This window comes from Achromobacter sp. SIMBA_011, from assembly GCF_046535435.1.
GTDB lineage: Bacteria > Pseudomonadota > Gammaproteobacteria > Burkholderiales > Burkholderiaceae_B > Achromobacter > Achromobacter dolens.
Map to the genome: position 1 here is coordinate 59,334 of NZ_JAWRWN010000012.1, position 26,487 is coordinate 85,820.

General features: G+C 68.2%; 24 protein-coding genes. 20 read left to right on the forward strand and 4 right to left on the reverse strand.

Going from position 1 to position 26,487, the window contains the following annotated elements:
• Positions 1 to 88 precede the first annotated feature (88 nt).
• The gene (locus tag SB816_RS27715) at positions 89 to 1,726 is read right to left on the reverse strand and encodes an NAD(P)-binding protein (RefSeq protein ID WP_410547816.1); all 1,638 of its coding nucleotides are present in this window, start codon (positions 1,724 to 1,726) and stop codon (positions 89 to 91) included.
• The gene (locus SB816_RS27720) at positions 1,726 to 3,237 is read right to left on the reverse strand and encodes a polyamine aminopropyltransferase (protein ID WP_410547817.1); all 1,512 of its coding nucleotides are present in this window, start codon (positions 3,235 to 3,237) and stop codon (positions 1,726 to 1,728) included. Before SB816_RS27720 ends, SB816_RS27715 begins: the two co-directional genes overlap by 1 nt.
• Before the next feature lie 96 nt (positions 3,238 to 3,333).
• Here SB816_RS27720 and SB816_RS27725 point away from each other — a divergent pair, with 96 nt between their 5' ends.
• The 8 genes from SB816_RS27725 (at position 3,334) to SB816_RS27760 (ending at position 9,067) form a co-directional block, all read left to right on the forward strand.
• Complete coding sequence (locus SB816_RS27725; protein WP_049072739.1) at positions 3,334 to 3,720, forward strand: DUF350 domain-containing protein; 387 nt, start codon at positions 3,334 to 3,336, stop codon at positions 3,718 to 3,720.
• 44 nt (positions 3,721 to 3,764) lie between these two features.
• Complete coding sequence (locus tag SB816_RS27730; RefSeq protein WP_410547818.1) at positions 3,765 to 4,781, forward strand: SPFH domain-containing protein; 1,017 nt, start codon at positions 3,765 to 3,767, stop codon at positions 4,779 to 4,781.
• 13 nt (positions 4,782 to 4,794) lie between these two features.
• The gene (locus tag SB816_RS27735) at positions 4,795 to 6,264 is read left to right on the forward strand and encodes a DUF4178 domain-containing protein (protein WP_410547819.1); all 1,470 of its coding nucleotides are present in this window, start codon (positions 4,795 to 4,797) and stop codon (positions 6,262 to 6,264) included.
• A gap of 3 nt (positions 6,265 to 6,267) precedes the next feature.
• The gene (locus tag SB816_RS27740) at positions 6,268 to 6,438 is read left to right on the forward strand and encodes a hypothetical protein (protein ID WP_162876642.1); all 171 of its coding nucleotides are present in this window, start codon (positions 6,268 to 6,270) and stop codon (positions 6,436 to 6,438) included.
• Positions 6,435 to 6,785, forward strand: a complete 351-nt coding sequence (speD, locus tag SB816_RS27745; protein WP_049072743.1) for an adenosylmethionine decarboxylase — start codon at positions 6,435 to 6,437, stop codon at positions 6,783 to 6,785. Before SB816_RS27740 ends, speD begins: the two co-directional genes overlap by 4 nt.
• Before the next feature lie 126 nt (positions 6,786 to 6,911).
• Positions 6,912 to 7,670 carry a molybdate ABC transporter substrate-binding protein gene (gene modA, locus SB816_RS27750; protein ID WP_410547820.1) on the forward strand — a complete coding sequence of 253 codons (759 nt, stop codon included), beginning with the start codon at positions 6,912 to 6,914 and terminating at the stop codon, positions 7,668 to 7,670.
• Positions 7,671 to 7,700: 30 nt separating this feature from the next.
• Positions 7,701 to 8,384 carry a molybdate ABC transporter permease subunit gene (modB, locus tag SB816_RS27755; protein WP_064523489.1) on the forward strand — a complete coding sequence of 228 codons (684 nt, stop codon included), beginning with the start codon at positions 7,701 to 7,703 and terminating at the stop codon, positions 8,382 to 8,384.
• A complete protein-coding gene (locus SB816_RS27760) occupies positions 8,381 to 9,067 on the forward strand; it encodes a sulfate/molybdate ABC transporter ATP-binding protein (protein ID WP_269873499.1) in 687 nt (228 codons plus the stop codon). Before modB ends, SB816_RS27760 begins: the two co-directional genes overlap by 4 nt.
• 104 nt (positions 9,068 to 9,171) lie before the next feature.
• On the opposite strand, the gene SB816_RS27765 is transcribed toward SB816_RS27760, so the two are convergent.
• Positions 9,172 to 9,966 (reverse strand): TOBE domain-containing protein, encoded by a 795-nt coding sequence (locus SB816_RS27765; protein ID WP_054503230.1) that lies wholly within the window; start codon positions 9,964 to 9,966, stop codon positions 9,172 to 9,174.
• Between the two features lie 198 nt (positions 9,967 to 10,164).
• Between SB816_RS27765 and SB816_RS27770 the strand changes: the two genes are divergently transcribed.
• The 12 genes from SB816_RS27770 (at position 10,165) to SB816_RS27825 (ending at position 25,177) form a co-directional block, all read left to right on the forward strand.
• Positions 10,165 to 10,767, forward strand: a complete 603-nt coding sequence (locus SB816_RS27770; protein ID WP_081273389.1) for a DUF4136 domain-containing protein — start codon at positions 10,165 to 10,167, stop codon at positions 10,765 to 10,767.
• Positions 10,768 to 10,788: 21 nt separating this feature from the next.
• Positions 10,789 to 11,985 carry a DUF3734 domain-containing protein gene (locus SB816_RS27775; protein WP_064523494.1) on the forward strand — a complete coding sequence of 399 codons (1,197 nt, stop codon included), beginning with the start codon at positions 10,789 to 10,791 and terminating at the stop codon, positions 11,983 to 11,985.
• Positions 11,986 to 12,140: 155 nt separating this feature from the next.
• Positions 12,141 to 12,593: a helix-turn-helix domain-containing protein gene (locus SB816_RS27780; protein ID WP_054503228.1), complete on the forward strand. Its 453-nt coding sequence runs from the start codon at positions 12,141 to 12,143 to the stop codon at positions 12,591 to 12,593.
• A gap of 294 nt (positions 12,594 to 12,887) precedes the next feature.
• Entirely contained in the window at positions 12,888 to 14,177 is a 1,290-nt protein-coding gene (locus tag SB816_RS27785; protein ID WP_054503227.1) for an efflux RND transporter periplasmic adaptor subunit, read from the forward strand.
• A 63-nt stretch (positions 14,178 to 14,240) separates the two neighbouring features.
• Positions 14,241 to 17,462 carry an efflux RND transporter permease subunit gene (locus SB816_RS27790; RefSeq protein WP_410547821.1) on the forward strand — a complete coding sequence of 1,074 codons (3,222 nt, stop codon included), beginning with the start codon at positions 14,241 to 14,243 and terminating at the stop codon, positions 17,460 to 17,462.
• Positions 17,459 to 18,946 carry an efflux transporter outer membrane subunit gene (locus SB816_RS27795; protein WP_410547822.1) on the forward strand — a complete coding sequence of 496 codons (1,488 nt, stop codon included), beginning with the start codon at positions 17,459 to 17,461 and terminating at the stop codon, positions 18,944 to 18,946. Before SB816_RS27790 ends, SB816_RS27795 begins: the two co-directional genes overlap by 4 nt.
• Complete coding sequence (gene pdxJ, locus SB816_RS27800; RefSeq protein ID WP_054503224.1) at positions 18,943 to 19,683, forward strand: pyridoxine 5'-phosphate synthase; 741 nt, start codon at positions 18,943 to 18,945, stop codon at positions 19,681 to 19,683. The genes SB816_RS27795 and pdxJ overlap by 4 nt, the downstream gene beginning before the upstream one ends.
• Before the next feature lie 35 nt (positions 19,684 to 19,718).
• The gene (acpS, locus tag SB816_RS27805; RefSeq protein ID WP_175143988.1) at positions 19,719 to 20,156 is read left to right on the forward strand and encodes a holo-ACP synthase; all 438 of its coding nucleotides are present in this window, start codon (positions 19,719 to 19,721) and stop codon (positions 20,154 to 20,156) included.
• A gap of 37 nt (positions 20,157 to 20,193) precedes the next feature.
• Positions 20,194 to 21,249 carry a beta-N-acetylhexosaminidase gene (nagZ, locus tag SB816_RS27810; RefSeq protein WP_410547823.1) on the forward strand — a complete coding sequence of 352 codons (1,056 nt, stop codon included), beginning with the start codon at positions 20,194 to 20,196 and terminating at the stop codon, positions 21,247 to 21,249.
• The gene (gene uvrC, locus SB816_RS27815; RefSeq protein WP_058665051.1) at positions 21,212 to 23,041 is read left to right on the forward strand and encodes an excinuclease ABC subunit UvrC; all 1,830 of its coding nucleotides are present in this window, start codon (positions 21,212 to 21,214) and stop codon (positions 23,039 to 23,041) included. The genes nagZ and uvrC overlap by 38 nt, the downstream gene beginning before the upstream one ends.
• A gap of 80 nt (positions 23,042 to 23,121) precedes the next feature.
• Entirely contained in the window at positions 23,122 to 23,694 is a 573-nt protein-coding gene (pgsA, locus tag SB816_RS27820; protein WP_006390551.1) for a CDP-diacylglycerol--glycerol-3-phosphate 3-phosphatidyltransferase, read from the forward strand.
• Positions 23,695 to 23,890: 196 nt separating this feature from the next.
• Positions 23,891 to 25,177 (forward strand): MFS transporter, encoded by a 1,287-nt coding sequence (locus SB816_RS27825; protein ID WP_410547824.1) that lies wholly within the window; start codon positions 23,891 to 23,893, stop codon positions 25,175 to 25,177.
• Between the two features lie 108 nt (positions 25,178 to 25,285).
• Here SB816_RS27825 and SB816_RS27830 read toward each other — a convergent pair whose 3' ends face one another.
• Positions 25,286 to 26,362, reverse strand: a complete 1,077-nt coding sequence (locus tag SB816_RS27830) for a tartrate dehydrogenase (protein WP_269873502.1) — start codon at positions 26,360 to 26,362, stop codon at positions 25,286 to 25,288.
• Positions 26,363 to 26,487 lie beyond the last annotated feature (125 nt).

Consider the following 26,487-nt stretch of genomic DNA (forward strand, 5'->3'; position numbering starts at 1 on the left):
AGGGCAGCGGGCGGGCGCCAGCGAGAGCGGGCAATCCATGATTGTGACGCCGCGCCGGGCGGCCGCCAGGCGGGTGTGCCGGCGCCGGTCAGGCGGGCGGCCGTTGCCCCAGGATGCGGCCGGCCGCCGCCACGCCCCACCACGCGGCTTCTTCGAACACCGAATAGCCGGACAGGTCGGCATGGGCGAACAGCACCGGGCCGTCCACCTCGCGCAACGCCGCCAGGCCGGCGTTCGATAGATAGCCGCAGTAGGGCGAGGCCATGGCATGGCCTCGCACCGTGATCTCCAACTGCCGGGCGCGACGCCAGAACTCGTCGCCATAGGCGGCGACCAGATCGGCGGCGGCCTCGTCGCGCAGCGCCTCGGGGCGGGCGTCGGCGAGCCATTGCCGCGCGGCCTGCGGCGTCCGGTTGCTGAGGGCGTGATAGGCAGTGAACACCGTGCGCGGCGAACGCGCCACGCGCAGCAATTGGTGGGTCGAGACCACGTAGCCCAGGGCCTGGCCCTGGTAGACCACGTTGTCCCACGACAGCGGCTCGCCCGGCGCTTCGCGCGGATAGCCGTCCATGACGAAGTTCGACACCAGCCAGGGCGCGTGCGGCGACGCGTGCGTGGCCGGATCGTAGCCGTAGGCGCGGATGTCGGGCAGCAGGCGCTGGGCCACGAACAGCGGCATGGCGCAGACCGCGCGTTGCGCTTGCAGCGTAAAGACGCGGGCGGCGGGCCCCGGCGCCAGGCAATCGATGCGCGGGCCGGCCGCGCTTTCCTGCAACCGCGCGGCGGTGCCGGGCAGCAGCCAGCCCTCATGGCCGAGACGGGCGCTGATGGCGTTGCGCAGCCGTTGCACCAGCGGCGCCAGGCCGCCGGGCCAGGTCAGCACCGCGCCCTCGGCGGCGTTGGCGGCATGGCCGCCGCGGCTGGCGAAGTAGTGCAGCCCGGCCCAGGCCGAGACCCGGTCGTAGGGCGCGCCGTAGTCGTCGCGGCAGCAGTAGTTCAGGTACCAGTGCAGGGCGGGGGAGGTGTAGCCTTCGCGGTCCAGCCACTGCTTGAATGTGAGCGCGTCCAGCGCCCGCCAGGCCGGGTCGCGCGAGGACAGCACGATGGGAATACAGAAGACCTTGCGGCCGTCGTTGCCGATCGCGCCGTGCAGCCGGTCCACCAGCGCCAGGAACTTGCGGTGCTGTTCGATATCGGCCTCGGGCAGCCCGTGCATCGGCAAGAGACCGTCTTCCCAGCGGCCGTCGCGCAGCAGCCGTTCCTGCGGCGAGTGCGCCAGGATGGCCTCGTCGTAATAGGGCCGCTCGCCGAAGGCGTCGCGCTCGGCGATGCCGAAATCGGCCAGCATCTCGCGCACGTGGGTGGACTGCATCGACGGCAGCGGCAGGTAGTGCGCGCCGAGCGGGTAGTCGAGCCCGTCGCGGGCGCCGGCGGCGGCATTGCCACCGTACTCGGGGCCCTGGACCACGACGAAATCGGTGAAGCCTTCGCGCGCCAGCTTCCAGGCGCACGACAGGCCGGCCACGCCGGACCCCAGGATCGCCACCTGGCAGCGCCGGGCGCCGGACGATGGCGGCAGCGCCGCGCCATCGCGCAGCGCATGGCCGGCCTGCATGCCCGGGTAGCGCACCTCGGGCGTGGTCTCGACCACGCGCGAACGGTAGTAGCCCGCCGTGCCGGCGGCGGCGGCGGTGGCGACGCCCAGCAGGAAGGTGCGGCGCCGCATCAGCGGATGACCTTGCGCCAGTCCTCGTCGAAGTACCGCACGAGCGATTGTTCGTTCAGGCGGTTCGGTGGCATGGCCAGCGCCGGCATGTCGGCGGGAAAGTGGAACAGCTCGCGCAGGGTGGCGGGGTCGAGGTAGCGGGTGGGCACGGTGACGGCGTCCGGCGGCGTATAGTCGCGGCGCTTGCCGGCCAGGATGAAGCCCCAGTCGCCGAACGACGGCACGTAGGCGTGGTACGGCCAGGTGTTCAGGCCGGCTTCCTTGATCGTGGCGTCCACGCTCCAGAACGAGCGCGGCGCGAAGTAGGGCGAGGTCGACTGGATCACCATGTAGCCGTTCTCGGCCAGGTGCCGCGCCATCAGGTGGTAGACCGGCACCGAGTACAGCCGGCCCAGGCCGAAGTTGGACGGATCCGGAAAGTCCACCACGATGAAGTCGTAGACCTCGGCGTGGCTTTCGAGCCAGCGGCCGGCGTCGTCGTTGATGACGGTGACGCGCGGATCGGTCAGCGAGCCCTGGTTCAGCTTGGTCAGCGGCTCGGAGCGCGAGAACAGGCCGGTCATGGCCGGGTCCAGGTCCACCAGCGTGACGTGCTCAACGTGCTTGAATTTGAGGATTTCGCGCACCGCCAGACCGTCGCCGCCGCCCAGCACCAGCACGTTGCGGGCCCAGGGCAGGGCCTGCAGGCCAGGGATCACCAACGACTCGTGGTAGCGGTGTTCGTCGCGTGACGAGAATTGCAGGTTGCCGTTGATGTACAGCCGCAGGTCGTCGTGCCAGCGCGTCACGATCAGGCGCTGGTAGGGCGTGGTCTCGGCGTGCACCACGTCGTCGCCGTACAGGCCCTTCTCGGCCCAGGCCGTCATCTGGCCGGAAAACAGGAAGCCCAGCGCCAGCAGCCCCAGCACCACGCCGCCGCGTATGGCGCGTTCAGCAGGGCGCCGGATCTCGCCGCGGAACAGCCAGGTGGTCCACAGCGCCACGCCGGCGTTGAGCATGCCGAACAGGAAACTGGTGCGCAGCAGGCCCAGCTTGGGCGCCAGCAGCAGCGGAAAGATCAGCGACACGGCCAGCGCGCCGAGATAATCGAAAGTCAGCACGCGGCTGACGATCTCGCGGAACTCGGCTTTGCGCTGGTTGAAGACGCGCATCACGAGCGGGATCTCCATGCCGACCATCAGTCCGATGATGAAGACGCCCGCGTACAGCGCCGCGCGAAACGGCGCCGACAGCCAGGCGAACACCAGGAACAGCACCGCGGCGGAAACCCCGCCCAACAAGGCGACGGCCAGTTCGACGTCGATGAATCGATTCAAAACGTCGTCGTCTCTTACATATTTTGACAACCACGATCCGATGCCCATCGCGAACAGATAGCAGCCGATGACGGACGAGAACTGGAGGATGGAATCGCCCAGCAAATAGCTGGCCAGCGCGCTGCTGATGAGCTCGTAGCCCAGGCCGCAGGAAGCGACGATCAATACCGACAGGATGAGGACGCGGTCGCGCATGAGGGTTCCGACTCGAAAAATGCGTTCGCAGTATATCGAAGGCGGCGTATATACTGCGCGCAATCAGGGCCTGGAGGGGCGATTATGGGAGAAGCGATGCATCCGGCGGTGACCTATCTGATCTACATTGTTTCGGCGCTGGTCATGCTGGGCATTTTCACCGCGGTCTACACCACGGTGACGCGCTACAAGGAATTCGAACTGATCCGCCAGGGCAACATTGCCGCGGTGCTCTCATACAGCGGCGCGCTGGTCGGTTTTTCGTTCACGCTCTGCTCCAGCATCGCCATCCATGCGAGCTTCGTCATGTTCCTGGTCTGGGGCGTGGCCGCCATGGTGGTGCAACTGGTCGTCTATGCCGTCGTGTCGCGCGCCATCCAGGGCTTGCACGAGGCCATCGAGGAAAACAACATTGCCATGGGCGGCCTGATCGGATCGATCTCGCTGGCCGCCGGCGTGGTCAACGCCGCCTGCCTGACCTGAGCGGCCGCGCGCGTCGACCCATCTCTGACACAGGAGAACTAGCCATGAGTCTCGGTTCATTTATCCGCAAACAGTTCATCGACATCCTGCAATGGAACGAGGACGGCGACGGCGTGCTGGCCTGGCGTCATCCGATGCAGGATTTCGAAATCCAGTACGGCGCCAGCCTGACCGTGCGCGAGTCGCAGATGGCGGTGTTCGTCAACGAAGGCAAGGTGGCCGACGTGTTCGGCCCCGGCATGTACAAGCTGACCACCCAGACGCTGCCGGTGCTGACGTACCTGAAGAACTGGGACAAGCTGTTCGAGTCGCCCTTCAAGTCGGACGTGATCTTCTTCAGCACCCGCCTGCAACTGGGCCGGCGCTGGGGCACGGCGCAGCCGGTGACGCTGCGCGACAGCGAATTCGGCATGGTGCGGCTGCGCGCCTTCGGCGTGTATTCGTACCAGATCACCGATCCGGCCAAGTTCTACCGCGAGATCAGCGGCACGCGCGACGTCTACACCGTCGATGACCTGGAAGCGCAGTTGCGCAACATGGTGGTCGCGGCCATGACCACCGCGCTGGGCGGCTCCAAGGTGCCGTTCCTGGACATCGCCGGCAACCAGGGCCTGATGTCGCAGAGCATCGGCGAGCAGCTCGGCCCGGTGTTCGAGCGCTATGGCGTCAAGCTCGACAACTTCACGGTCGAGAACGTGTCGCTGCCGGAAGAACTGCAAAAGGCGCTGGACACGCGGATCTCGATGGGCATGGCGGGCGACCTGGGCAAGTTCACCCAGTACCAGACCGCCACCTCGATCCCGCTGGCGGCGCAGAACGAAGGCGGCATCGCCGGCATCGGCGCGGGCCTGGCGGCCGGCGCGGCGCTGGGCCAGACCATGGCGGCCGGACTGGGCGTGGCCGCGGGGCAACCGGCGGCGGGCGCCCAGGCGGCGGCCGCTTCGGGCGCCGACCCGGTGCAGCGCCTGCAGCAGCTCAAGGATCTGCTCGACAAGGGCCTGATCACGCCGGCCGACTACGACGCGGCCAAGGCCGAGGTCCTGAAGAAACTCACTAGCTGAACGCCGCCCGCCCATGCAGCAGGTCCTGTGTCCGCAGTGCGGAGCACCCGTCAAGTTCACTTCCACGGCATCGGTCATGGCGGTCTGCGGCGCCTGCCGCAGCACGCTGCTCAAGGACGCCGAGTCGGTCAAGCGCATCGGCGAGACCGCCGATGTCCTGGAAGACTATTCGCCGCTGTGCCTGGGCGCCGCCGGCCAGTTCGAAGGCAAGCGCTTCGACCTGATCGGCCGCATCCAGTTGCGCTACGAGGACGGCTTCTGGAACGAGTGGTACCTGTGGTTCGAAGACGGCTCGGACGGCTGGCTGTCGGACGCCTCCGGCCAATACGCCATTACCCGCCGCCGCAAGGCCAAGACCGTGCAGGGCCTGCCTGCCTTCGCCGACATCGCGCCCGGCGACGACATGAAACTGGATGGCCAGCGTTTCACGGCTTCCGACGTGCGGCGCTGCCGCGCTGGCGGCGCGCAGGGGGAACTGCCGTTCGTGCCGGGCGATGGCTGGGAAGCCAAGGTGGCCGATTTCCGCAGCCTGGATGCGTTCCTGACGCTGGACTTTTCCGACGGTCCCGAACCCGAGCTCTACATCGGCAAGGCCTTCGACCTGGCGGGCATGCAGGCGGCGACGCTGCGTTCGAACGAACAGGTCGAGGAAACCGCCGGGCGCTTCCGCGGCCAGATCAAGGCGCTGGACTGCCCCAACTGCGGCGCGCCGATCAGCTTCGTCGCCGCCATGGCGACGCAGGTGGTGTGCCCGTCGTGCGCGGCCACGGTCGACTGCGCCGGCGAGACCGCCGAAGTCATCGAGAAGGCGCGCAAGGTCAAGGCCATCAAGACCACGCTGGCGCTGGGCGCCACCGCCAGGATCGATGGCGTCGCCTACACCCTGATCGGCCTGATGAAATGCGCCGACCCGGACCCCGAGGAGCCCTCGGACTGGATCGAATACCTGTTGTTCAACCCGGCCAAGGGCTTCATCTGGCTGGTGGAGACGGACGAGGGCTGGGAGCGCGTGCAGGTCTGCGATACCTGGCCCAGCTACAACAACGCCACCAGCGTGCGCTGGCGCTCCAAGCTGTACCAGAAGCTGTACGACTACACCTCGCGCGTCGACCTGGCGCTGGGCGCCTTCAACTGGCGCGTCAGGGTCGGCGACAGCACCAAGATCACCGACTACAAGGCCGGCAACCTCAAGCTCACCCGCGAACAGGGGCCGGCCGAGGTGGGCTGGTCGGCCGCCGCGCCGGTGGCGCCGGCGCAACTGGCCCAGTGGTTCGACAATCCCGAACTGGCCAGGCAGAAGGCGATGCCGCGCTCGGCCTCGCCGGGCGGTTATCGCAAATGGGCCTGGTTCGCCACCATCGCCATGGGATTCCTCAACATGGGCAACATCTTCAGCGGCCGCATCCTGCCGATCCTGATCGGCCTGGCCTTCCTGTGGCTGCCGGCCAGCCTCGCGGACAAGATGTCGGCAAAGGACGACTGAGGCATGGGCAAGTTCTTCTACGCCATCTACGCCCTGATCGTGGTCATCGCAGCCACCGGCGCCAGCTCGCCCGGCGCCCGCTTCACCAGCGGTGGCAGCGGCGGCAGCAGCAGCAGTTGGGGCGGCGGATCGTCGGGCAGCTCGGGCTGGTCGTCGGGCGGATCGCACAAGTGACGCCGCACGCGACGCCCGGCCGCCACATCCTGGCCGACTTCCGTGGCGTGGACGCCGGCCTGCTGGCCGACGCCCAGGCGCTCGAGCGTGAGCTGCTGGGGGCCGCCGAGGCCGCCGGCGCGCGCGTGCTGGGCGCGCACTTCCACCATTTTGGAGAAGGCGCGGGCGTGACGGGCGTGGTCATGCTGAGCGAATCGCACATCAGCGTGCATTCCTGGCCCGAGCACCGGTTCGCGGCGCTGGACATCTTCATGTGCGGGGCCGCCCGGCCCGAACTGGCGCTCGAGCGGCTGCGGGCCGCGCTGGCCCCCGACACGGTGCGCGTCACCACGGTCGACCGCGGCTGAGCGGGCTCCAGGCCGATTTCCTCCCTTCGTTGATCGGGCGCAAGTCGGCCCCGGGCACAAATTGACGAGCGTTATATACCTATATATATTTCGATACCGAGATTGATCTTGTCCGAGGAGAGATGCATGTTCCGCAAACACCCGGTCCTGGCGCTGTCGCTGGTCCTGGCCGCCGCCTGGGGCCCCAGCGCCCACGCTGGCGACCTGGTCGTGTCCGCCGCCGCCAGCCTGACCAACGCGTTCAAGGACGTGGCGCATGCGTACGAGAAGGAGCATGCCGGCACCAAGGTCATCCTGAACTTCGGCGCTTCCGACGTGCTGCTGCAGCAGATCGTCAAGGGCGCGCCCGCCGACGTGTTCGCGTCCGCCGACCAGAAGGCGATGGACAAGGCGGTCGAGGAAAAGGCCGTCAAGCCCGAGTCGCGGGTGGATTTCGCCGCCAATCAGATCGTGCTGATCGTGCCGACGGACAGCAAGGCCAACATCACCGCGCTCAAGGACCTGACGCGCGACGACATCAAGCGCATCGCCTACGGCAACCCGGCCTCGGTGCCGGTGGGCCGCTACACGCAGGGCGCGCTGCAGGCCGCCGGCCTGTGGGACGCGGTGCAGGCCAAGAGCGTGCTGGCGCAGAACGTGCGCCAGAGCCTGGATTACGTGTCGCGCGGCGAAGTGGACGCGGGCTTCGTGTTCGCCACCGACGCGGCAATCATGCCGGACAAGGTCAAGGTGGCGGTGCGCGTGCCGTCGCAGACGCCGGTCACCTATCCCATCGCCGTGACGGCGCGTGATGCCGCCGCCCATGAAGCCAAGCGCTTCGTGGCCTACGTGATGTCGCCCGCCGGGCAGGAAATCCTGTCACGCTACGGCTTCCAGAAGCCTTGAGGGCGCGGGCGGTAGCCAACGCGGTCTGTGATGAGTGATCCGGTATGGGTGCCCCTGTTGCTTACCCTGAAAGTGGCGGGTTGGGCAACGCTGCTGGCCGCCGTGGCTGGCACCGCGGCCGCCTATGGCCTGTCGCGCTGGCGCTGGCCGGGCCGCGACCTGCTGGATGCCGTCCTGACCCTGCCGCTGGTGCTGCCGCCCACGGTGCTGGGTTATTACCTGCTGGTGCTACTGGGACGGCGCGGCGTGCTGGGCGAGAAGCTGGCGGCGCTGGGCATTGAACTGGTGTTCACCTGGCAGGGCGCGGTCATCGCCGCGTCGGTGGTGGCCTTTCCGCTGGTGTTCAAGTCGGCCCGCGCCGCCTTCGAAGACGTCGATCCTCAACTGGAAAGCGCGGCCCGCGTGCTGGGCGTGCGCGAGGCCGGCGTGTTCTTTCGCGTGACCTTGCCGCTGGCGGCGCGCGGCATCGTGGCCGGCGTGCTGCTGGCCTTTGCCCGCGCGCTGGGCGAGTTTGGCGCCACCCTGATGATTGCCGGCAACCTGCCCGGCCGCACCCAGACGCTGTCAGTCGCCATCTACGAGGCGGTGCAGGCGGGCGATGACGCCACCGCCAATTTCCTGGTGCTGGTGACCTCCATCACCTGCGTGGTCGTGCTGCTGGCGGCCGGCAAGCTGGTGCCGATCCGCTCCAGCCGTCGCGGAGGCGGGCGATGAGCGTCGACCTGCGCATCCGCAAGGACATGGTGTCGGGCGACCGCCACTTTTCCCTGGACGTGGCGTTCTCCTCCAAGTCCAGGCGCATCGCGCTGTTCGGCCCGTCGGGCGCCGGCAAGAGCCTGACGCTGCGGGCGGTGGCCGGCCTGCTGCGGCCGGACGCCGGCCGCATCGAGATCAACGGACGGGTGCTGTTCGATTCCGAGGCGCGCCTGAGCGTCGCGCCGCAGGCCCGCCGCGTGGCCTATCTGTTCCAGGACTACGCATTGTTCCCGCATCTGACGGTGGCGCAGAACATCGCCTTCGGCTCGCGCCGAGGCTGGCTCAATCCGCCGCGGCGGGCCGTGTCGGCCGAGGCGCGGCGCTGGGTCGACGCCTTTGAACTGGGCGCCATCGTGGGCAGCTATCCGCACGAGATCTCGGGAGGACAGAAGCAGCGCGTGGCGCTGGCGCGCGCGCTGATGGTCAAGCCGGAAATCCTGCTGCTGGACGAGCCGTTCTCGGCGCTGGACTCGCAGTTGCGCGGCAAGATGCGCCAGGAGCTGAGCGCGCTGCAACGCCAGTTGGACGTGCCGATGCTGCTGATCACGCACGATCCGGCCGACGTCGAGGCGCTGGCCGACGAGGTCTTCGAGGTCCGCGACGGCAAGGTGCGTCGCCGCGACGAGGACGTGGGCGTGTGACGGGCAGGGCGGCATTCAAAGCGTGAATGCCGCTGCCTGTAAGCGCCGCGGCCGCCCGGGGCCGACCGCGGTGGCGGCAAGCGCCTGGCCGCAACGGAGCGAAGTCAGTCCAGCACGCCCAGGATCACGCTCGAGGCCTTGAACACGGCGACCGCGCCCGCGCCTTCGCCCAGTCCCAGGTCCTGCGCGCTTTCGTTGGTGACGATGGCCGCCAGCGTGGCGCCGCCTTCCAGTTCGATCAGGATCTCGCTGTTGACCGCGCCGGCGCGCACCGCCGTCACGGTGCCTGGCAATTGGTTGCGGGCCGACAGCCGCAGGCCGGCGCCGGGCGCGCCGACGATCACCGACGAGGCCTTGACCAGCGCCAGCGCTTCCTTGCCGGGCGCCAGTTCGAGTTCCTGGGTGCTCTCGCGGGTGATGGTGGCCGTGATGACCTGGCCGCCGGCGATGCGCAGCAGGACTTCGTCGTTGACGGCGCCCGTGCGGACCTCCATCACGGTGCCCATGAGTTTGTTGCGTGCGCTGGTTTTCAGCATGAAGCGTCTCATCAGGTCGATGTCGCCGCTGGCATCCAGGCCGGCGCGCGCCAGGTTTTCCATGAATTTGCGGTGCTCGGCTTCCAGCACCCGGAACGTCGCGATCAGGCCGCGCGCCCGGTCGGTCAGGCGCGTGCCGCCGCCGCCCTTGCCGCCGGCCGCCCGCAACACCAGCGGTTCGCCCGCCAGGTTGTTCATGGCGTCGATGGCGTCCCAGGCGCCCTTGTAGCTCATGCCGACCGCGCGCGCGGCGGCCGTGATCGAGCCGGTGGCGTCGATCTGCGCCAGCAGGTCTATGCGGTTCTTGCCGCCCCAGTTCTGGGCGCCGGAACGAAACCAAATCGAGCCGTCGAGTTCCAACATCGGTATCGGGTGTGGTCAGCGTGATGAAAGTACCGCGAGTGTAATGGAGCCCACGCCGCCGGCATTCGGGAGGGATCGGATGAGAATGAGATGCTGTTGAAACTTTATCCGCTTCGCGGCACTATGAGTGCGCTCAGGATGTGTTGAGGTGTGTTGACATCGGGGGCCGGCTCGCGGCCCCGCTTCTTGGAGATCGACATGAAAGCGCTGAAAATGCTGGCATCGGGTTCCATGGTGACACTACTGGCGGCCTGCGCTTCCGGCCCCACCATCAAAAGCGATTACGACCATCAGGCGGATTTCTCGCGCTACCGGACCTTCGGCTACATGTCGCCGCTGGGCACCGACAAGGCCGGCTACAGCACCCTGCTGACCGAACGCCTCAAGGACGCGACCCGTGGCCAGATGGAAATGCGCGGTTATGTCTACGACGCCGCCAATCCCGACCTTCTGGTCAATTTCAACGGCAAACTGCAGCAGAAGACCGAGGTGACCCAGGCGCCGCCGCCTCCGCCGATGGGGCCGTACTACGGCTATCGCGCCGGCTTCTACGGCGGCTGGCCCGGCTACGGCTGGGGCGACACCGTCTACCAATACACCGAGGGCACCCTCAACATCGACCTGGTCGACCCGCGCCGCAAACAGTTGGTGTGGGAGGGCGTCGCAGTCGGCGAAGTCCGCGATCCCGAGGCCGCGACCTCGCCGCAGAGCATAGAGAAGGCCGTGGCCCAGGTCTTCGCCCAGTATCCGTTCCGCGCCGGCGTCGCCGCGCCGCAGCGGCCGGACAAGCGCAAACCGTAGCGTCATCCAAAGGAACCCCGCATGAGCACCCGCCGCAAATCCTCGTCTACCGATACCGGCGCCACGCCGTCCTATGACACCGTCGCCCTGGTGCTGCAGGGCGGCGGCGCCCTCGGCTCGTACCAGGCGGGGGTGTACCAGGGCCTGCACGAGGCCGGCATCCGCCCGAACTGGATCTCCGGCATCTCGATCGGTTCGATCAACGCGGCGATCATTGCCGGTTCGCGCGAGGACGAGCGCATCGAACGGCTGCGCGGGTTCTGGGAAAGCATCTGCCGGCCGGCGGGGTTCGCCTCGGTCCCCTGGGGCGATACGCTGGCCGGCATGTTCGAGGGCATTCCATTCGGCTTCGGCTCGCCCGCCATGAATGGCCAGTTGTCGGCCTTCCAGGCGCTGTTCTCGGGGCAGCCGGGCTTTTTCAAGCCGCGCTTTCCGCCGCCTTACTGGGTGCACGGCAAGGGCGCGGCGTCCACCAGCTTCTACGACACCACGCCGCTGGCGGCGACGTTGCGCGAGTACGTGGATTTCGATCTGCTCAATTCCGGCGCGGTGCGCGCCAGCTTTGGCGTGGTCAATGTGCGCAGTGGCAATTTCGCCTATTTCGACAGCCTCAAGGACACCCTGCGGCCCGAGCACATCATGGCCTCCGGCGCCTTGCCGCCCGGCTTCCCGTCAGTGGAGATCGACGGCGAGCACTACTGGGACGGGGGCGTGGTGTCCAACACGCCGCTGGCGCAGGTCCTGACCAGCGACACGATGCGCGACACGCTGGCCTTCCAGGTCGACCTGTGGCCCGCGCGCGGCGGGCTGCCGACCACGCTCGAGGAAGTGGCCGAGCGCCAGAAGGACATCCAGTACTCCAGCCGGACCCGCATGGTCACCGACCAGCTACGCCGCGTGCTCAAGCTGCGCCATGGCCTGCAGCAACTGCTGGAGCGCCTGCCCGAAAAAGAGCGGGGCGCGCCCGAGCTGGCCGAGATCCGCCGCCTGGCCAAGACCCCGGCCACCAACATCATCAACCTGATCTACGAGTCCAAGCACCGCGAGCGCTTCTCCAAGGACTATGAGTTCGGCACCGAGGCCATGCGCGAGCACTGGGAGTCGGGCCTGGCCGACATCCGCCAGACGCTGGCCAAGCCGGGTATCCTGGCGCGCCCGACGCAGGACAGTTGCTTCGTGGCCCACGACATCCACCGCAATGGCAAGCACACCTCCTGAGGTTCCGCGCGGCGGTCTGGGATCCGTCTGATTCCAGGGAAACTTCGCCGCACAACGGCGTCAGCAACGGTAGTCTTTCGGCAAGACTTGAAACCTTGTTCCGGGTCCGGGCCGCCGTCTTCCGCGCCGCGCCCGCGCCCGCTGGAGACGCCAACATGACTATCGCTTTCCCCGTTCCCCCTGTCCGCGGCCCGCAGTCCGCGCCTGCGGTTCCGGGCGCCGCCACGCCGGCCCCGCCGCCGGCCGCCGCGGCCGAACCGGCCGACGGCCCCTTCCCGGTGCGGCTCGACGGCTGGTGGAGCCTGCTGTACCACGGCTGGACCTTGCTGACCCCGCAAGGCACGCGGCTGGACCTGACCGAGGTCGAGCGGGCCTGCTTCCAGTGCCTGCTGCGCAACCCGCGCAAGGAACTGTTGCGCGAGGAACTCGCCTTGCTGCGCGAGGAATTGATGCTGCCGCGCCAGAGCACCAACCTGCGCGCCCTGAATGTGGCGATCTGCCGCCTGCGGCGCAAGGTGCGCGAGGCTGGCGGGCGCCTGCCGTTGCATACGGTGCATGGCGTGGGCTATGTTTTCCTGGGCAACCTGCAAGAGGTTGCCGACGTCTGATCGCGGCGGGCGGATTCCCCCCGGATCCGTTTGTTTTTCGCCGCTTCCCATGTCGCGCGCCGTCGTGAAAATCAGTGATTTCCCCAATAACTGAGTTACATTAACGGGCTATTCACGTGTCAGTGGCGGAGCGCGGGATTTTGTTTTGATCGCAATCACATATTGCGGTCAAATACGGCGGTCGGACACGGCCGCGCAAGCCCGCGGCCGTCCTTCGGCAACCGGACACGGCGCTCAGCTAACGCCGTTACATTGTTGCGGTCGCTTGACGCGGTTAACTTCGCGGGGGTTTCAATGCGGTTTTCGCCTAAACGTGTATCAAGTCTGGCTTTTTCCGGCGGCGTCCTCGCGCTGTTGTTGGCGGGTTGCGGTGAAAAGCCGCAGATGAACCCCGGCATGCCGCAGGTCAGCGTCATCACGGTGCAGCCGCAACGCACACCCATCGTCTCCGAACTGCCCGGCCGCGTCGACGCGGTGCGCGACGCCCAGATCCGCTCGCGGGTCACCGGCATCGTCCAGAAGATCGCCTTCGAGCAGGGGGGCGACGTCAAGGAAAACCAGTTGCTGTTCAAGATCGATCCGGCGCCCTACAAGGCCGCCTACGATCAGGCGACCGCGCAGCTCAAGCAGGCGCAGGCCAACCTGTTCAGCGCCAAGCTGCTGGCCGACCGCTACGCGCCGCTGGTCAAGGCCAACGCCGTCAGCAAGCAGGAATACGACAATGCCGTGGCGGCCTACCGCCAGGCCGATGCCACCGTGGCCGCCGCCAAGGCGGCGCAGGACAACGCGTCCATCAACCTCGGCTACACCGATGTCACCTCGCCGATCACGGGCCGCATCGGCAAGCCGCTGGTGACCGAGGGCGCGCTGGTCGAGGCCACCTCCGCCACGCAGATGGCCACCGTGCAGCAGCTCGACCCGATCTACGTTGACTTCACCCAGTCCACCGCCGACCTGGCCGCGCTGCGTCGCGCCTTCGCCAGCGGCAAGCTGCAGCAGGTCGGCAAGGATGCCGCCCGCGCCACCGTGGTGCTGGAAGACGGGTCCGAATACGACAAGCCGGGCAAGCTGCTCTTCACCGGCATCACGGTCGATCCCAGCACCGGCCAGGTCAACCTGCGCGCCGAGGTGCCCAACCCCGACGGCATCCTGTTGCCCGGCATGTACGTGCGCGTGCGCCTGGAGCAGGGCGTGGACGACCAGGCCCTGCTGGTGCCGCAGCAGGCGCTGCAGCGCACGGCCGACGGTTCGCAGAGCCTGATGCTGGTCAAGGACAACAAGATCGAACAGTTGCCCGTCACCACCGGCGGCGCCATCAAGAACAACTGGATCGTCACCAGCGGCCTGAAGGCCGGCGACGTGGTCGTGGTCGAAGGCTTCCAGAAGATCCGTCCCGGCGCCCCGGTGCAGGCCAGCCCCTGGAACAAGGACAAGGCGGGGGGCGGCGCGCCCGCCGCGGGCGGCCAGCCGCCGGCACAGCCTGGCGCCAAGCCGGCGGATCCCGCGGCGGGCGCTCCCGCGGCCAAGCCCGCGGACCCCGCCAAGCCGGCGCAGCAGGCCCCGGCCACCGGCCAGAAATCGTAAGCGGCTCGCAGCGCAACGCGCTGCGTTCCTCTTTGGTGAGCATCGCTTTCAGAGTCAGCCCACATGCCGCAATTTTTTATTGATCGACCAATTTTCGCCTGGGTAGTCGCCCTGTTCATCCTGCTGGCGGGGGTGCTGGCCATCCCCAACATGCCGGTATCGCAGTATCCCGACGTGGCGCCCCCGGCCATCACCATCACCGCGACCTATCCGGGCGCGTCGGCCAAGGAAGTGGCCGAGTCGGTCACCAGTATCATCGAGGACAAGCTCAACGGCGCCAAGGGCCTGATCTACTACGAGTCGGTCAGCGATTCCTACGGCACCTCGACCATCACCGCCACCTTCGCGCCCGGGCGAGATCCCGACCTCGCGCAGGTGGACGTGCAGAACCGCGTGTCCAACGTGATCGCGCAACTGCCGTCCGCGGTGCAGCAACAGGGCCTGAAGTACGAGCAGACCAGCACCGGCTTCCTGATGATCGTGACGCTGTCGTCCACCGACGGCTCGCTCGACCAGACGGCGCTGGCCGACTACATCACCCGCAACGTCCAGAACCCGGTGTCGCGGGTGTCGGGCGTGGGCCAGTTCCAGCTATTCGCGGCGCCGCGCGCCATGCGCATCTGGGTCGACCCGGCCAAGCTGGTCGGCTTCAGCCTGAGCATGGCCGAGGTCAACCAGGCCATCGCCGCGCAGAACGTGCTGGTGTCGGGCGGCAGCATCGGCGCGCCGCCCAACCCTGATTCGCAGCGCATCACGGCCACCGTGGTGGCCAACGGCCAGCTCAGCACCGTCGATGGTTTCGGCAAGATCGTGCTGCGCGCCAACAGCGATGGCTCCAAGGTGCTGCTGCGCGACGTCGCCCGCATCGAGGTCGGCGCCGACAACTACCAGTTCGGCGCCCGCCTGAACGGCAAGCCGACGGCGGCCTTCGCCATCGTGCTGTCGCCGGACGCCAACGCGCTGGCCACCGCCCAGGGCGTGCGCCAGCAGATGGACCAACTGTCCAAGTACTTCCCCGGCAACATCACCTACGCCATCCCCTACGACACCGCGCCGTACGTCAAGGTCTCGATCGAGCAGGTGCTGCACACCCTGGCCGAAGCCATGGTGCTGGTGTTCCTGGTGATGTACCTGTTCCTGCAGAACGTGCGATATACCCTGATCCCGGCGCTGGTGGTGCCGGTGGCCATGCTGGGGTCGTTCGCGGTCATGCTGGGGCTGGGCTTCTCGATCAACGTGCTGACCATGTTCGCCATGGTGCTGGCCATCGGCATCCTGGTGGACGACGCCATCGTGGTGGTCGAGAACGTCGAGCGGATCATGGCGACCGAAGGCCTGCCGCCCAAGGAGGCCACCAAGAAGGCCATGCCGCAGATCAGCGGCGCCATCATCGGCATCACGCTGGTGCTGGTGACGGTGTTCCTGCCGCTGGCCTTCATGAGCGGGTCGGTGGGCGTGATCTACCGCCAGTTCTCGGTGGCGATGGCCGTGTCGATCTTCTTCTCGGCGCTGCTGGCGCTGACCTTCACGCCGGCGCTGTGCGCGACCATCCTCAAGCCGGTGCCCAAGGGACACCACAACGACAAGAAGGGTTTCTTCGGCTGGTTCAACCGCAAGTTCGACGCCACCACGCACGGCTACCAGAACTGGGTCTCGCGCATCCTGCACAAGGGCGGCCGCATGATGCTGGCGTTCCTGATGCTGGTGATCCTGCTGGGCTGGCTGTACCTGCGCCTGCCGTCGTCGTTCCTGCCGGAAGAAGACCAGGGCTACGTCATCAGCAACATCGAGCTGCCCACGGGCGCCAGCGCCAACCGCACGGTGCAGGTGATCGAGGAGGTCGAGGCCTATTTCCGCGAGATCCCCGCAGTCGAGAACATCATCACCGTGCAGGGCTACAGCTTCAACGGCAACGGCCTGAACGCGGCCATCGCCTTCACCACGCTCAAGGACTTCAAGGACCGCAAGGGCAAGGGCGATTCGGCCGGCGCGATCGCGTTCAATGCATTCCAGAAGCAGCTCATGGGCATCCACGACGCCCAGGTGTTCACGCTCGTGCCGCCCGCGATTTCGTCGCTGGGCAACGCCACCGGTTTCGACCTGCGCCTGCAGGACCGCGGCGCGGCCGGCACCGAGGCGCTGGCCGCGGCCACCGGGCAACTGATGGGCATGGCCATGAAGAGCCCGGTGCTGTCGCAGGTGCGCATCACCGGCCTGTCGGCCGGCACGCAACTGACGCTGGACATCGACCGCGACAAGGCCGCCGCGCTGGGGGTGAACTTCGACGAGGCCGCCTCGCTGATCTCCACCGCCGTCGGTTCCGCCTACCTGAGCAAGTTCCCCAACCTGGGCCGGATGCAGAACATCTGGGTGCAGGCGGACGCGCCGTACCGCATGCAGTTGTCGGACGTGCTCAAGCTGAACGCCCGCAACACCCAGGGCGGCATGGTGCCGCTGTCGTCGTTCGTGACGGCCAAGTGGTCGCAGGGCCCGGTGCAGGTGGTGCGCTACAACAGCTACGAATCCATGCGCATCGGCGGCAGCGCCGCGGCCGGCTACACGACCGGCCAGGCCATGGAGGAAATGGAAAAACTGGTGGCCCAGTTGCCACAGGGCTTCGGCTACGAATGGACCGGGCTGTCCTACCAGGAACGCCAGGCCGGCAACCAGGCCCCGATCCTGATGGGCCTGTCGCTGCTGGTGGTGTTCCTGGTGCTGGCCGCGCTGTATGAAAGCTGGGCCATCCCGATCTCCGTGATGCTGGTGGTGCCGCTGGGCATGCTGGGCGCGGTGGCGCTGGTCAGCGCGCTGGGCATGTCCAACGACGTGTACTTCCAGGTGGGCATGGTGACCGTGATCGGGCTGGCGGCCAAGAACGCCATCCTGATCGTGGAATTCGCCAAGGACCAGTACGCGCGCGGCATGGGGCTATATGAAGCGGCGGTGGAAGCCGCGCGCCTGCGGTTCCGGCCGATCCTGATGACCTCGCTGGCGTTCATCCTGGGCGTGGTGCCGCTGGCCATGGCCACCGGCGCCGGCGCCGCCAGCCAGCGCGCGGTGGGCCTGGGCGTGCTGGGCGGCATGCTGGCCGCGACGCCGTTCGCGGTGATTTTCGTGCCGACCTTCTTCGTGGTGGTGCTGGGCCTGTTCAAGACCAAGCCGCGCCTGCTGGGCGCCGAGCTGCGCGCCTTCGAGGAAGAACAGGCGGCCAAGAAGGCGGCGGCGGGGCAGACCCCGCCGGACGCTCCCGCACAACCCAACGGTGGCCAGGAGGGCAAGGAATGAGCGCCCGGATGTTCAAACAGACCGCCTTGTCCGCCTTCGTGGCGGTGGCGTTGGCCGGCTGCTCGCTGGCGCCCGACTACAAGCGGCCTGACGCGCCGGTCTCCGGCAACTGGCCGGACCAGCCCAAGGTGCAGTACGGCGCGTACGCCAATCCGATGTCGCTGGGCACGCAGCCCGCGTCGGCGGTGGCGCCGCAGGCGGGCACGCCCGCGGCCGACCTGGGCTGGCGCGAGTTCTTCCACGATCCGCGCCTGCAGCGCCTGATCGAGCTGGCGCTGGTCAACAACCGCGACCTGCGCGTGGCGGTGCAGCGCGTCGAAGAGGCGCGCGCCCAGTACGGCGTGCAGCGCGGCGCGCAGTGGCCCAGCATCGGCGCCGGCATCCAGGGCCAACGCCAGCGCTTGCCCGAGAACATGCGCCAGCCGGGCGCCGGTTCGATCAGCAGTTCGTACCAGGCCGGCATCGGCCTGACCACGTTCGAGATCGACCTGTTCGGCCGCCTGCGCAGCCTGTCGGAAGCGGCGTACCAGCAGTACCTGTCGACCGAGCAGGCGCAAAAGAGCACCCACATCACGCTGATCGGCGCGGTGGCGCAGTCGTACTTCAACCTGCGCGCCGCCCAGGTGCAACTCGAACTGACCCAGCGCACCCTGGCCTCGCGCCAGGAGTCGTACAACCTGGTCAAGCGCCGCTTCGACGGTGGCGTGGCGTCCGAACTCGACCTGAACCAGTCCAAGTCGCTGCTGGACACGGCATCGGCCGATCTGGCGCAACTGGCCCGGGCCCAGGCCCAGGCCGTCAACGCGCTGGTGCTGCTGCTGGGCACGCCGTTGCCCGATGATCTGCCGGCGCCGGCGCCGTTCGGCCGCGACCAGTTGCTGGCGAGCGTGCCGGCCGGGTTGCCGTCCGACCTGCTGGAGCGCCGTCCGGACATCCTGGCCGCCGAGAACAACCTGAAGTCGGCCAACGCCAACATCGGCGCGGCGCGCGCGGCGTTCTTCCCGACCATCTCGCTGACCGGACTGTTCGGCGTGGCCAGCCCCTCGCTGGATACGCTGTTCAAGGGCGGCCAGGGCTACTGGAGCTTTTCGCCGTCGATCACCACGCCGCTGTTCGCCGGCGGCAGCATCCGCGAAGGCTTGAACCTGGCCAAGGCGCGCGACAATATCGCCGTGGCGCAGTACGAGCAGACCATCCAGCAGGCGTTCCGCGAGGTCTCGGACGCGCTGGCGGGCGAAGCCACCTATGGCGCGCAGTTGGACGCCCAGCGCGCGTTGCAGGATTCGTCGGCGCGCACCCTGGAACTGTCGAACCTGCGTTATACCAATGGCATCGACAGCTACCTGCAGGTGCAGACCGCGCAAGTGGACTTTTTCAATGCCCAGCTCGCGCTGGTGCAAACCGGCCTGGCCGCGCTGATCAACCGTGTGGAACTCTACAAGGCGTTGGGCGGCGGCTGGGAAGAAACAACGAAAGTGCAATGATAGAACTTGGTGTAAACATCGATCACGTCGCGACCCTGCGGCAGCAGCGTCACACGACCTATCCGGACCCGGTGGCCGCGGCGCTGCGCGCCGAGGACGCCGGCGCCGACCTGATCACGCTGCATCTGCGCGAAGACCGCCGCCACATCCAGGACGCCGACGTCTACGCGATCCGGCCGCAACTGCGCACGCGCATGAACCTGGAGTGCGCGGTCACGCCCGAGATGCTGGAGATCGCCTGCGCGGTCAAGCCCAATGACGTCTGCCTGGTGCCGGAAAAACGCACCGAGCTGACCACCGAAGGCGGGCTCGAAGTGGCCGGCGCGCTGTCGGCGGTGACGGACGCGGTCGGCCTGCTGACCGAGACCGGCATCCGCGTGTCGCTGTTCATCGACCCCGACCCGGCGCAGATCGCCGCCGCCGCCCGCGCGGGCGCGCCGGTCATCGAGCTGCACACCGGCGCCTATGCCGAAGCCGAGGGCGACGCCGCCCTGGCCGAGCTGGAACGCATCCGCGTGGCGGTGGCCGAAGGGCTGCGCCATGGCCTGCGCGTCAACGCCGGCCATGGCCTGCACTATGGCAACGTCAAGCCGGTGGCGGCGCTGGACGGCATTTCCGAGCTCAACATCGGCCACGCCATCGTGGCGCAGGCGGTGTTCGATGGCTGGGAGAAGGCCGTGCGCGACATGAAGGCGCTGATGGTGCAGGCTCGCCTGGAAGCGCTGCGCGGCCGTTGAGCCCGGGCCCGACCCCCTCCCACGGCGCCATAGCGATGTCCCAGCCCGAATCCCCTCTCGCCGTCCCCCCGCCGGCCGCCATCGGCGGCATCGGCATGGACCTGCTGCGCATCGATCGCATCGAGCGGGCGCTGGCGCGCCACGGCGACCGTTTCGCCGAGAAGATCCTGGGGCCCGAGGAACTGGCCAAGTTCCATGCGCGCCGCGCCCGCGACCCGGTGCGCGGCGTGCGCTTCCTGGCGACGCGCTTTGCCGCCAAGGAAGCCTTTTCCAAGGCGGTGGGGCTGGGCATGCGCATGCCCATGACCTGGCGCCGGGTGCAGACCCTGAACGCGCCCGGGGGGCGGCCCGTGCTGGTGATCGCCCCTGAACTGCTGGAATGGTACGTGCAGCGCTTTGGCGCCGCGCACGTTTCCATTACCGATGAATCCGACATGGCCGCCGCCTACGTGGTGGTCGAACGCAAGCCTTGAGCCCGCGGGCCGGCTAGCAACACAGAAGGACACGCCGATGGCCAAGAAGAAATCCCGGGCGCTGCCGCCCGGTCCCGTAATGGTCGATGTGGCCGGCACCATGCTGACCAAGGAAGAAAAGAAGCGCCTGCGCCACCCGCTGGTGGGGGGCGTGATCCTGTTCGCGCGCAATTTCGAGAACCGTCGCCAGCTCACCGAGCTGACCCGCCAGATCCACAAGGCGCGCAAGGAGCGCCTGCTGATCCTGGTCGACCACGAGGGCGGCCGGGTGCAGCGCTTCCGCGAAGACGGCTTCACGCCGCTGCCCGCGATGCGCGACCTGGGCGCGCTGTGGGACCGCGATCCGCTGACCGCCATGCGCCTGGCGACCGAGGCCGGCTACGTGCTGGCCGCCGAGCTGCGCGCCTGCGGCGTGGACATGAGCTTCACGCCGGTGCTGGACCTGGATTACGGCGTCAGCAAGGTGATCGGCAACCGCGCCTTCCATCATGACGCGCGGGTGGTGACGATGCTGTCGCGCGCGCTGATCCAGGGCCTGGCGCTGGCCGGCATGTCGGCCTGCGGCAAGCATTTCCCGGGACACGGCTTCGTCGGCGCGGATTCGCACCACGAGATCCCGGTCGATCCGCGTCCGCTCGAGCGCATCCTGAAGGACGACGCCGCGCCCTACGCCTGGCTGGGCGACGCGGTGCTGCCGTCGGTGATGCCGGCGCACGTGATCTACCCCAAGGTCGACAAGCACCCGGCCGGTTTCTCCAGGCGCTGGGTGCAGGACATCCTGCGCACCCGCCTGGGCTACGATGGCGTGGTTTTCTCCGATGACCTGACCATGGAGGGCGCGTCCGTCGCCGGCGACATCCTGGCGCGCGCCCAGGCCGCGCTGGGCGCCGGCTGCGACATGGTGCTGGTGTGCAACCGGCCCGACCTGGCCGACGAGCTGCTGGCGCGGCTCGAATTCGACCACGCGCCCGAGTCCGTGGCCCGCATCCGCCGGTTGATGCCGCGTTTCGACGCGCTCGACTGGGACTCCCTGCAGGCCGAAAGCCGTTACCAGAATGCCCGACGACTTCAATCTCAAATCGTTCCTGGCTGACCTGCCGCATCTGCCGGGTGTCTACCGACACCTGGATGCGGCCGGCGAGGTCATGTATGTCGGCAAGGCGCGCGACCTGAAAAAGCGCGTCTCGTCGTATTTCCAGAAGAACCTGTCCAGCCCGCGTATCGCCCAGATGGTGGCGAAGGTGGCGCGGCTGGAGGTCACCGTCACGCGCTCCGAGGCCGAAGCGCTGATCCTGGAAAACAACCTCATCAAGAGCCTGAAGCCGCGTTACAACATCCTGTTCCGCGACGACAAGTCCTACCCGTACCTGCTGATCACCGGCCACGACTGGCCGCGCATCGCCTATTACCGCGGCGCCACCAACAAGCGCGGCCAATACTTCGGCCCGTTCCCCAACGCCTGGGCGGTGCGCGAGACCATCCAGATCCTGCAGAAGGTGTTCCGCCTGCGCACCTGTGAGGACACCGTCTTCGCCAACCGTTCGCGGCCCTGTCTGTTGCATCAGATCGGGCGCTGCTCGGCGCCCTGTGTGGGCGCCATCCAGGCGCAGGACTACGCTTCGGACGTGCAGCGCGCGGTGCGCTTCTTGAACGGCGAGGCCAAGGACGTGATGGGCGAGATCGAGGCCCGCATGCTGGAGGCCGCCGAGGCGCTGCGCTTCGAGGAAGCCGCCGCGCTGCGCGACCAGATGGGCTCGCTGGCGCGGGTGCTGCACCAGCAGACCATGGAAAACGTCAGCGGCGAGGACACCGACATCGTCGCGGTGGCCATCGCCGGCGGCAAGGTCTGTGTCAACCTGGCCATGGTGCGGGGCGGGCGCCACCTGGGCGACAAGCCGTTCTTCCCGACCCACGCCGAGGGCGAGGCCGCGCCGCAGGTGCTGGAAGCCTTCGTGGCCCAGCACTACACCGACAATGCGTTGCCGCCGGTGCTGGTCTGTTCGCACGCCTTGCCCGACGCCGGCCTGATCGACCTGCTGGTGGAGCAGGCCGGCGGCCGCCCGTCGCGCGTGCTGACGCGGCCCCAGGGCGCCCGCCGCGCCTGGCTGGAACAGGCGGTCAAGAACGCCGAGATGGCGCTGGCACGGGCCCTGACCGAATCCGGCGCCCGCGCCGCCCGCACCCTGGCGCTGGCCGAAACCCTGGACCTGGATACCGACGAGGCGGCGCTGGACGCGCTGCGCATCGAGTGCTTCGACATCAGCCATACCGCCGGCGAGGCCACCCAGGCTTCCTGCGTGGTGTTCGAGCACCATGACATGCAGCCGTCGCTGTACCGCCGCTACAACATCGCGGGCATCACCCCGGGCGACGACTACGCCGCCATGCGCCAGGTGCTGACGCGGCGCTTCGCCAAGGTGGCCGACGGCGAGGCGCAGATGCCCGGATTGGTGCTGATCGACGGCGGCAAGGGCCAGGTCGAGGTGGCGCGCCAAGTGTTCGCCGAGCTGGGCCTGGACATCCAGGCGCTGGTGGGCGTGGCCAAGGGGGAAGGGCGCAAGGTCGGCCTGGAAACCCTGGTGTTCGCCGACGGCCGCCCGCCGGTGGCGCTGGGCGGCGAATCGGCCGCCCTGATGCTGATCGCGCAGGTGCGCGACGAGGCCCACCGTTTCGCCATCACCGGCATGCGCGCGCGCCGCGCCAAGACCCGCAATGTGTCGCGGCTGGAGGAGATCGAAGGGGTCGGGGCGCGCCGCCGCCAGCGCCTGCTGGCCCGTTTCGGCGGTTTTTCGGGGGTGGCCTCGGCCAGCATCGAGGACCTGGCGTCGGTGGACGGCATTTCCGAGGAACTGGCCGAACGGATCTATGAGGCGCTGCGCGGATAAGGCTCCGGACGGCCGGGTGGCGGCCGCCCGGCGGCCCCGGGACAGCCAGTGCAACCCGGCTGATGTAGCATACGGACACTATGCCAATTAACGTACCCATAATTCTGACGTGGCTGCGTATCGCCATGATTCCGCTGGTGGTAGGGCTGTTCTACCTGCCTGAAAGCTGGTTGTCCGTGCCGGTGCGCGACACCTTTGCCGCCTGGGCGTTCATCATCGCCGCCCTGACCGACTGGTTCGATGGCTGGCTGGCGCGCCGCTGGAACCAGACGTCGGCGTTCGGGGCGTTCCTGGATCCGGTGGCCGACAAGCTGATGGTCTGCGCCGCGCTGATCGTGCTGCTGGACCTGAGCCGCGTCGATGCCTTCATTTCGCTCATCATCATCGGCCGCGAAATCACCATTTCGGCGCTGCGCGAGTGGATGGCCAAGATCGGCGCCAGCGCCAGCGTGGCGGTGCACCGGCTGGGCAAGTTCAAGACCGCCGCGCAGATGGTGGCGATTCCGTGCCTGCTGTACAACCAGCCGATCCACGGCATCTCCACCAAGATGCTGGGCGACGTGCTGATCATCGTGGCCGCGGTGCTGACGGTCTGGTCGATGCTGTATTACCTGCAGCGCGCCTGGCCCGCGATCCGCGAGAAAGCGCAGTAACCCGCGGCGGCCCGGCTCGCGCCCGGGGCCGTCCTGACAGATCAAGAGCGAAGCCGGCGGGGCGAGGACCGCGACCGGCCCGGCCATGCGCCGCATTCGCCATTGGGACAACGCCGGCCTGGCCGGACGTTGCTGGAGACAACCCGCGAGCCGCCCCGGGGCGGCCGCCTTTCGCCGCTGCCCGCGGCCTTGCGCAATGACTACCGCTGCATCCCCCCTTGCCTCGGACGCCGCCGTCCGCCGCCGCGACTGGCAGATCATCCTCTTGATCGGCGTGGCGCATGCCTCGTCGCACTTCTTCCAATTGGTCCTGCCGTCGCTGTACGTGTCGCTCGGCAACGAGTTCGGACTGGACTTCGCCCGCCTCGGCCTGCTGGTGTCGACCTTCTATGTGGTCTCGGGCATCGGCCAGGCCTCGTCCGGGTTCGTGGTGGACCGCATCGGCGCGCGGCCGGTGCTGTGGTTCGGCCTGGCCTGTTTCGTGCTGTCCGGCCTGCTGATCGGCTCGGCCACCGGCTACCCCATGCTGATGGCGGCCGCGGTGGTCGGCGGCATCGGCAATTCGGTGTTCCACCCGGCGGACTATTCCATCATCAACCACCGCATCACGGCGCCGCGCCTGGGCCATGCCTTTTCCACCCATGGCCTGACCGGCAATCTGGGCTGGGCCCTGACGCCCGTGTTCATGACCTCGATCACGCTGCTGGCCAACTGGCGCGTGGCGGCCTACAGCGCCGCGGCGCTGGTGGCCTTCGTGCTGCTGCTGACCGTGCTGGGCCGCAACCTGCTGGGCGGCGCGGAGCCGGCCCAGGCCGACGGTGCCAAGGCCGGCGCGCGCGCCACGCCCAAGCCGCAGGAAGGCGTGCTGACGACCCTGGCCACGCTGCTGTCCAAGCCGGCGCTATGGGGCGCGTTCCTGTTCTTCGCCTGCACCTCGATCGCGCTGTCGTCGGTGCAGAACTACACCATTCCGCTGCTGGGCCAACTGTATGACCTGTCCAAGGTGGCGGCCAGCTCGGCGCTGTCCGGCTACATGGTGGCGTCGGCGGTGGGCATGGCGGCCGGCGGCTTCCTGGTGTCGGCCAACCCGCGCACCGAGCGCACGGTGATGGTGGCGCTGATCCTGGCCGGCCTGACGCTGGTGGTGCTGGCGCTGGGCCTGGTGCCGGCGCTGTTCGCCGCGCCGGTGGTGGCGCTGGCCGGCTTCTGCTCGGGCGTGGCCGCGCCGTCGCGCGACATGCTGATCCGGCGCGTGACGCCCAAGGGCTCGACCGGCTCGGTCTACGGCCTGGTGTATTCCGGCATGGACGTCGGTTCTGCGCTGGGGCCGCTGGCTTTCGGCCTGCTGCTGGACGCGGGATTGCGCCAGGGACCGTGGATCGGCGCGGGCGTGGCGTTCGCCGCCGCCGCGCTGCTGGCGCAGTGGATCGCGGTGCAGGCGCGCCGGGCCGATCCCGCCGCCGCGGTGCCGGCGCGTTCCTGACGCGTCCGCCATCGCAGCAGGCAGAACGCCGCCCTCGGGCGGCGTTCTGCTTTGGGGCCGGCGGATTTGCCGCCGTCTTAGGAAGGAGAGCGCTTGCCGCGCCCGGGATCAGCCTTGCGCCTCGATATGGGCGGCAATGGCGCGGCCGATGTCCTCGGTGCGGGCCTGGCCGCCCAGGTCGGGCGTGCGCGGGCCGTTCTTCAGGCAGTGTTCGATGGCGGCCAGGATGGCGTCGTGTGCGTCCTGGCTGCCCAGGAACTGCAGCATCAGCGCGCCCGACCAGATCATGGCAATGGGGTTGGCGATGCCCTTGCCGTAGATGTCCGGCGCCGAGCCGTGCACGGGCTCGAACAGCGACGGGAAGGCGCGCTCCGGGTTCAGGTTGGCCGAGGGAGCGATGCCGATGGTGCCGGTGCAGGCCGGACCCAGGTCCGACAGGATGTCGCCGAACAGGTTGGAGGCCACCACCACGTCGAAGCGCTGGGGCTGCAGCACGAAGCGCGCGGCCAGGATGTCGATGTGCTGCTTGTCGGTCTTGACGTCGGGGAACTGCTGGCCGACGGCGTCGGCGCGCTCGTCCCACCACGGCATGCTGATGGCGATGCCGTTGCTCTTGGTGGCGATGGTGAGCTGCTTGCGCTGGCGCTGGCTGGCCAGCTCGAAGGCGTAGCGCATGACGCGGTCGGTGCCGTGGCGGGTGAAGACCGATTCCTGGATCACGATCTCGCGCTCGGTGCCGGGGAACAGGCGGCCGCCCAGGTTGGTGTATTCGCCTTCGGTGTTCTCGCGCACGATGAAGAAATCGATGTCGCCCGGGCGCTGGCCGGCCAGCGGGCACGGCACGCCTTCAAACAATCGGACCGGACGCAGGTTGATGTACTGGTCGAACTCGCGTCGGAATTTCAGCAGCGAACCCCACAGCGACACGTGGTCCGGCACCGTGGCGGGCCAGCCGACGGCGCCGAAGAAGATGGCGTCGTAGCCCTGCAATTGTTCCTTCCAGTCGGGCGGCATCATTTCGCCGTGCTGCGCGTAGTACTCGCAGTTGGCCCAGGGGAAGGTGTCGATCTGCAGCGCCAGGCCGAAGCGGCGGGCGGCGGCCTGAACGGCGCGCAGGCCTTCGGGCAGGACTTCATTGCCGATGCCGTCGCCGGCGATGGCTGCGATTTTGTGGACGTGGGACATGCGGAACCTGAAAAGAAAAGGGGAAGGGCGTCCCGCGCCGCGCCGTCGGGCGCGTCGCAGGGGATCGCAGCCATGGTAGGTGTCCCCACAGTCCATCTACAATGGGCCACTGCGTGAAATTACCC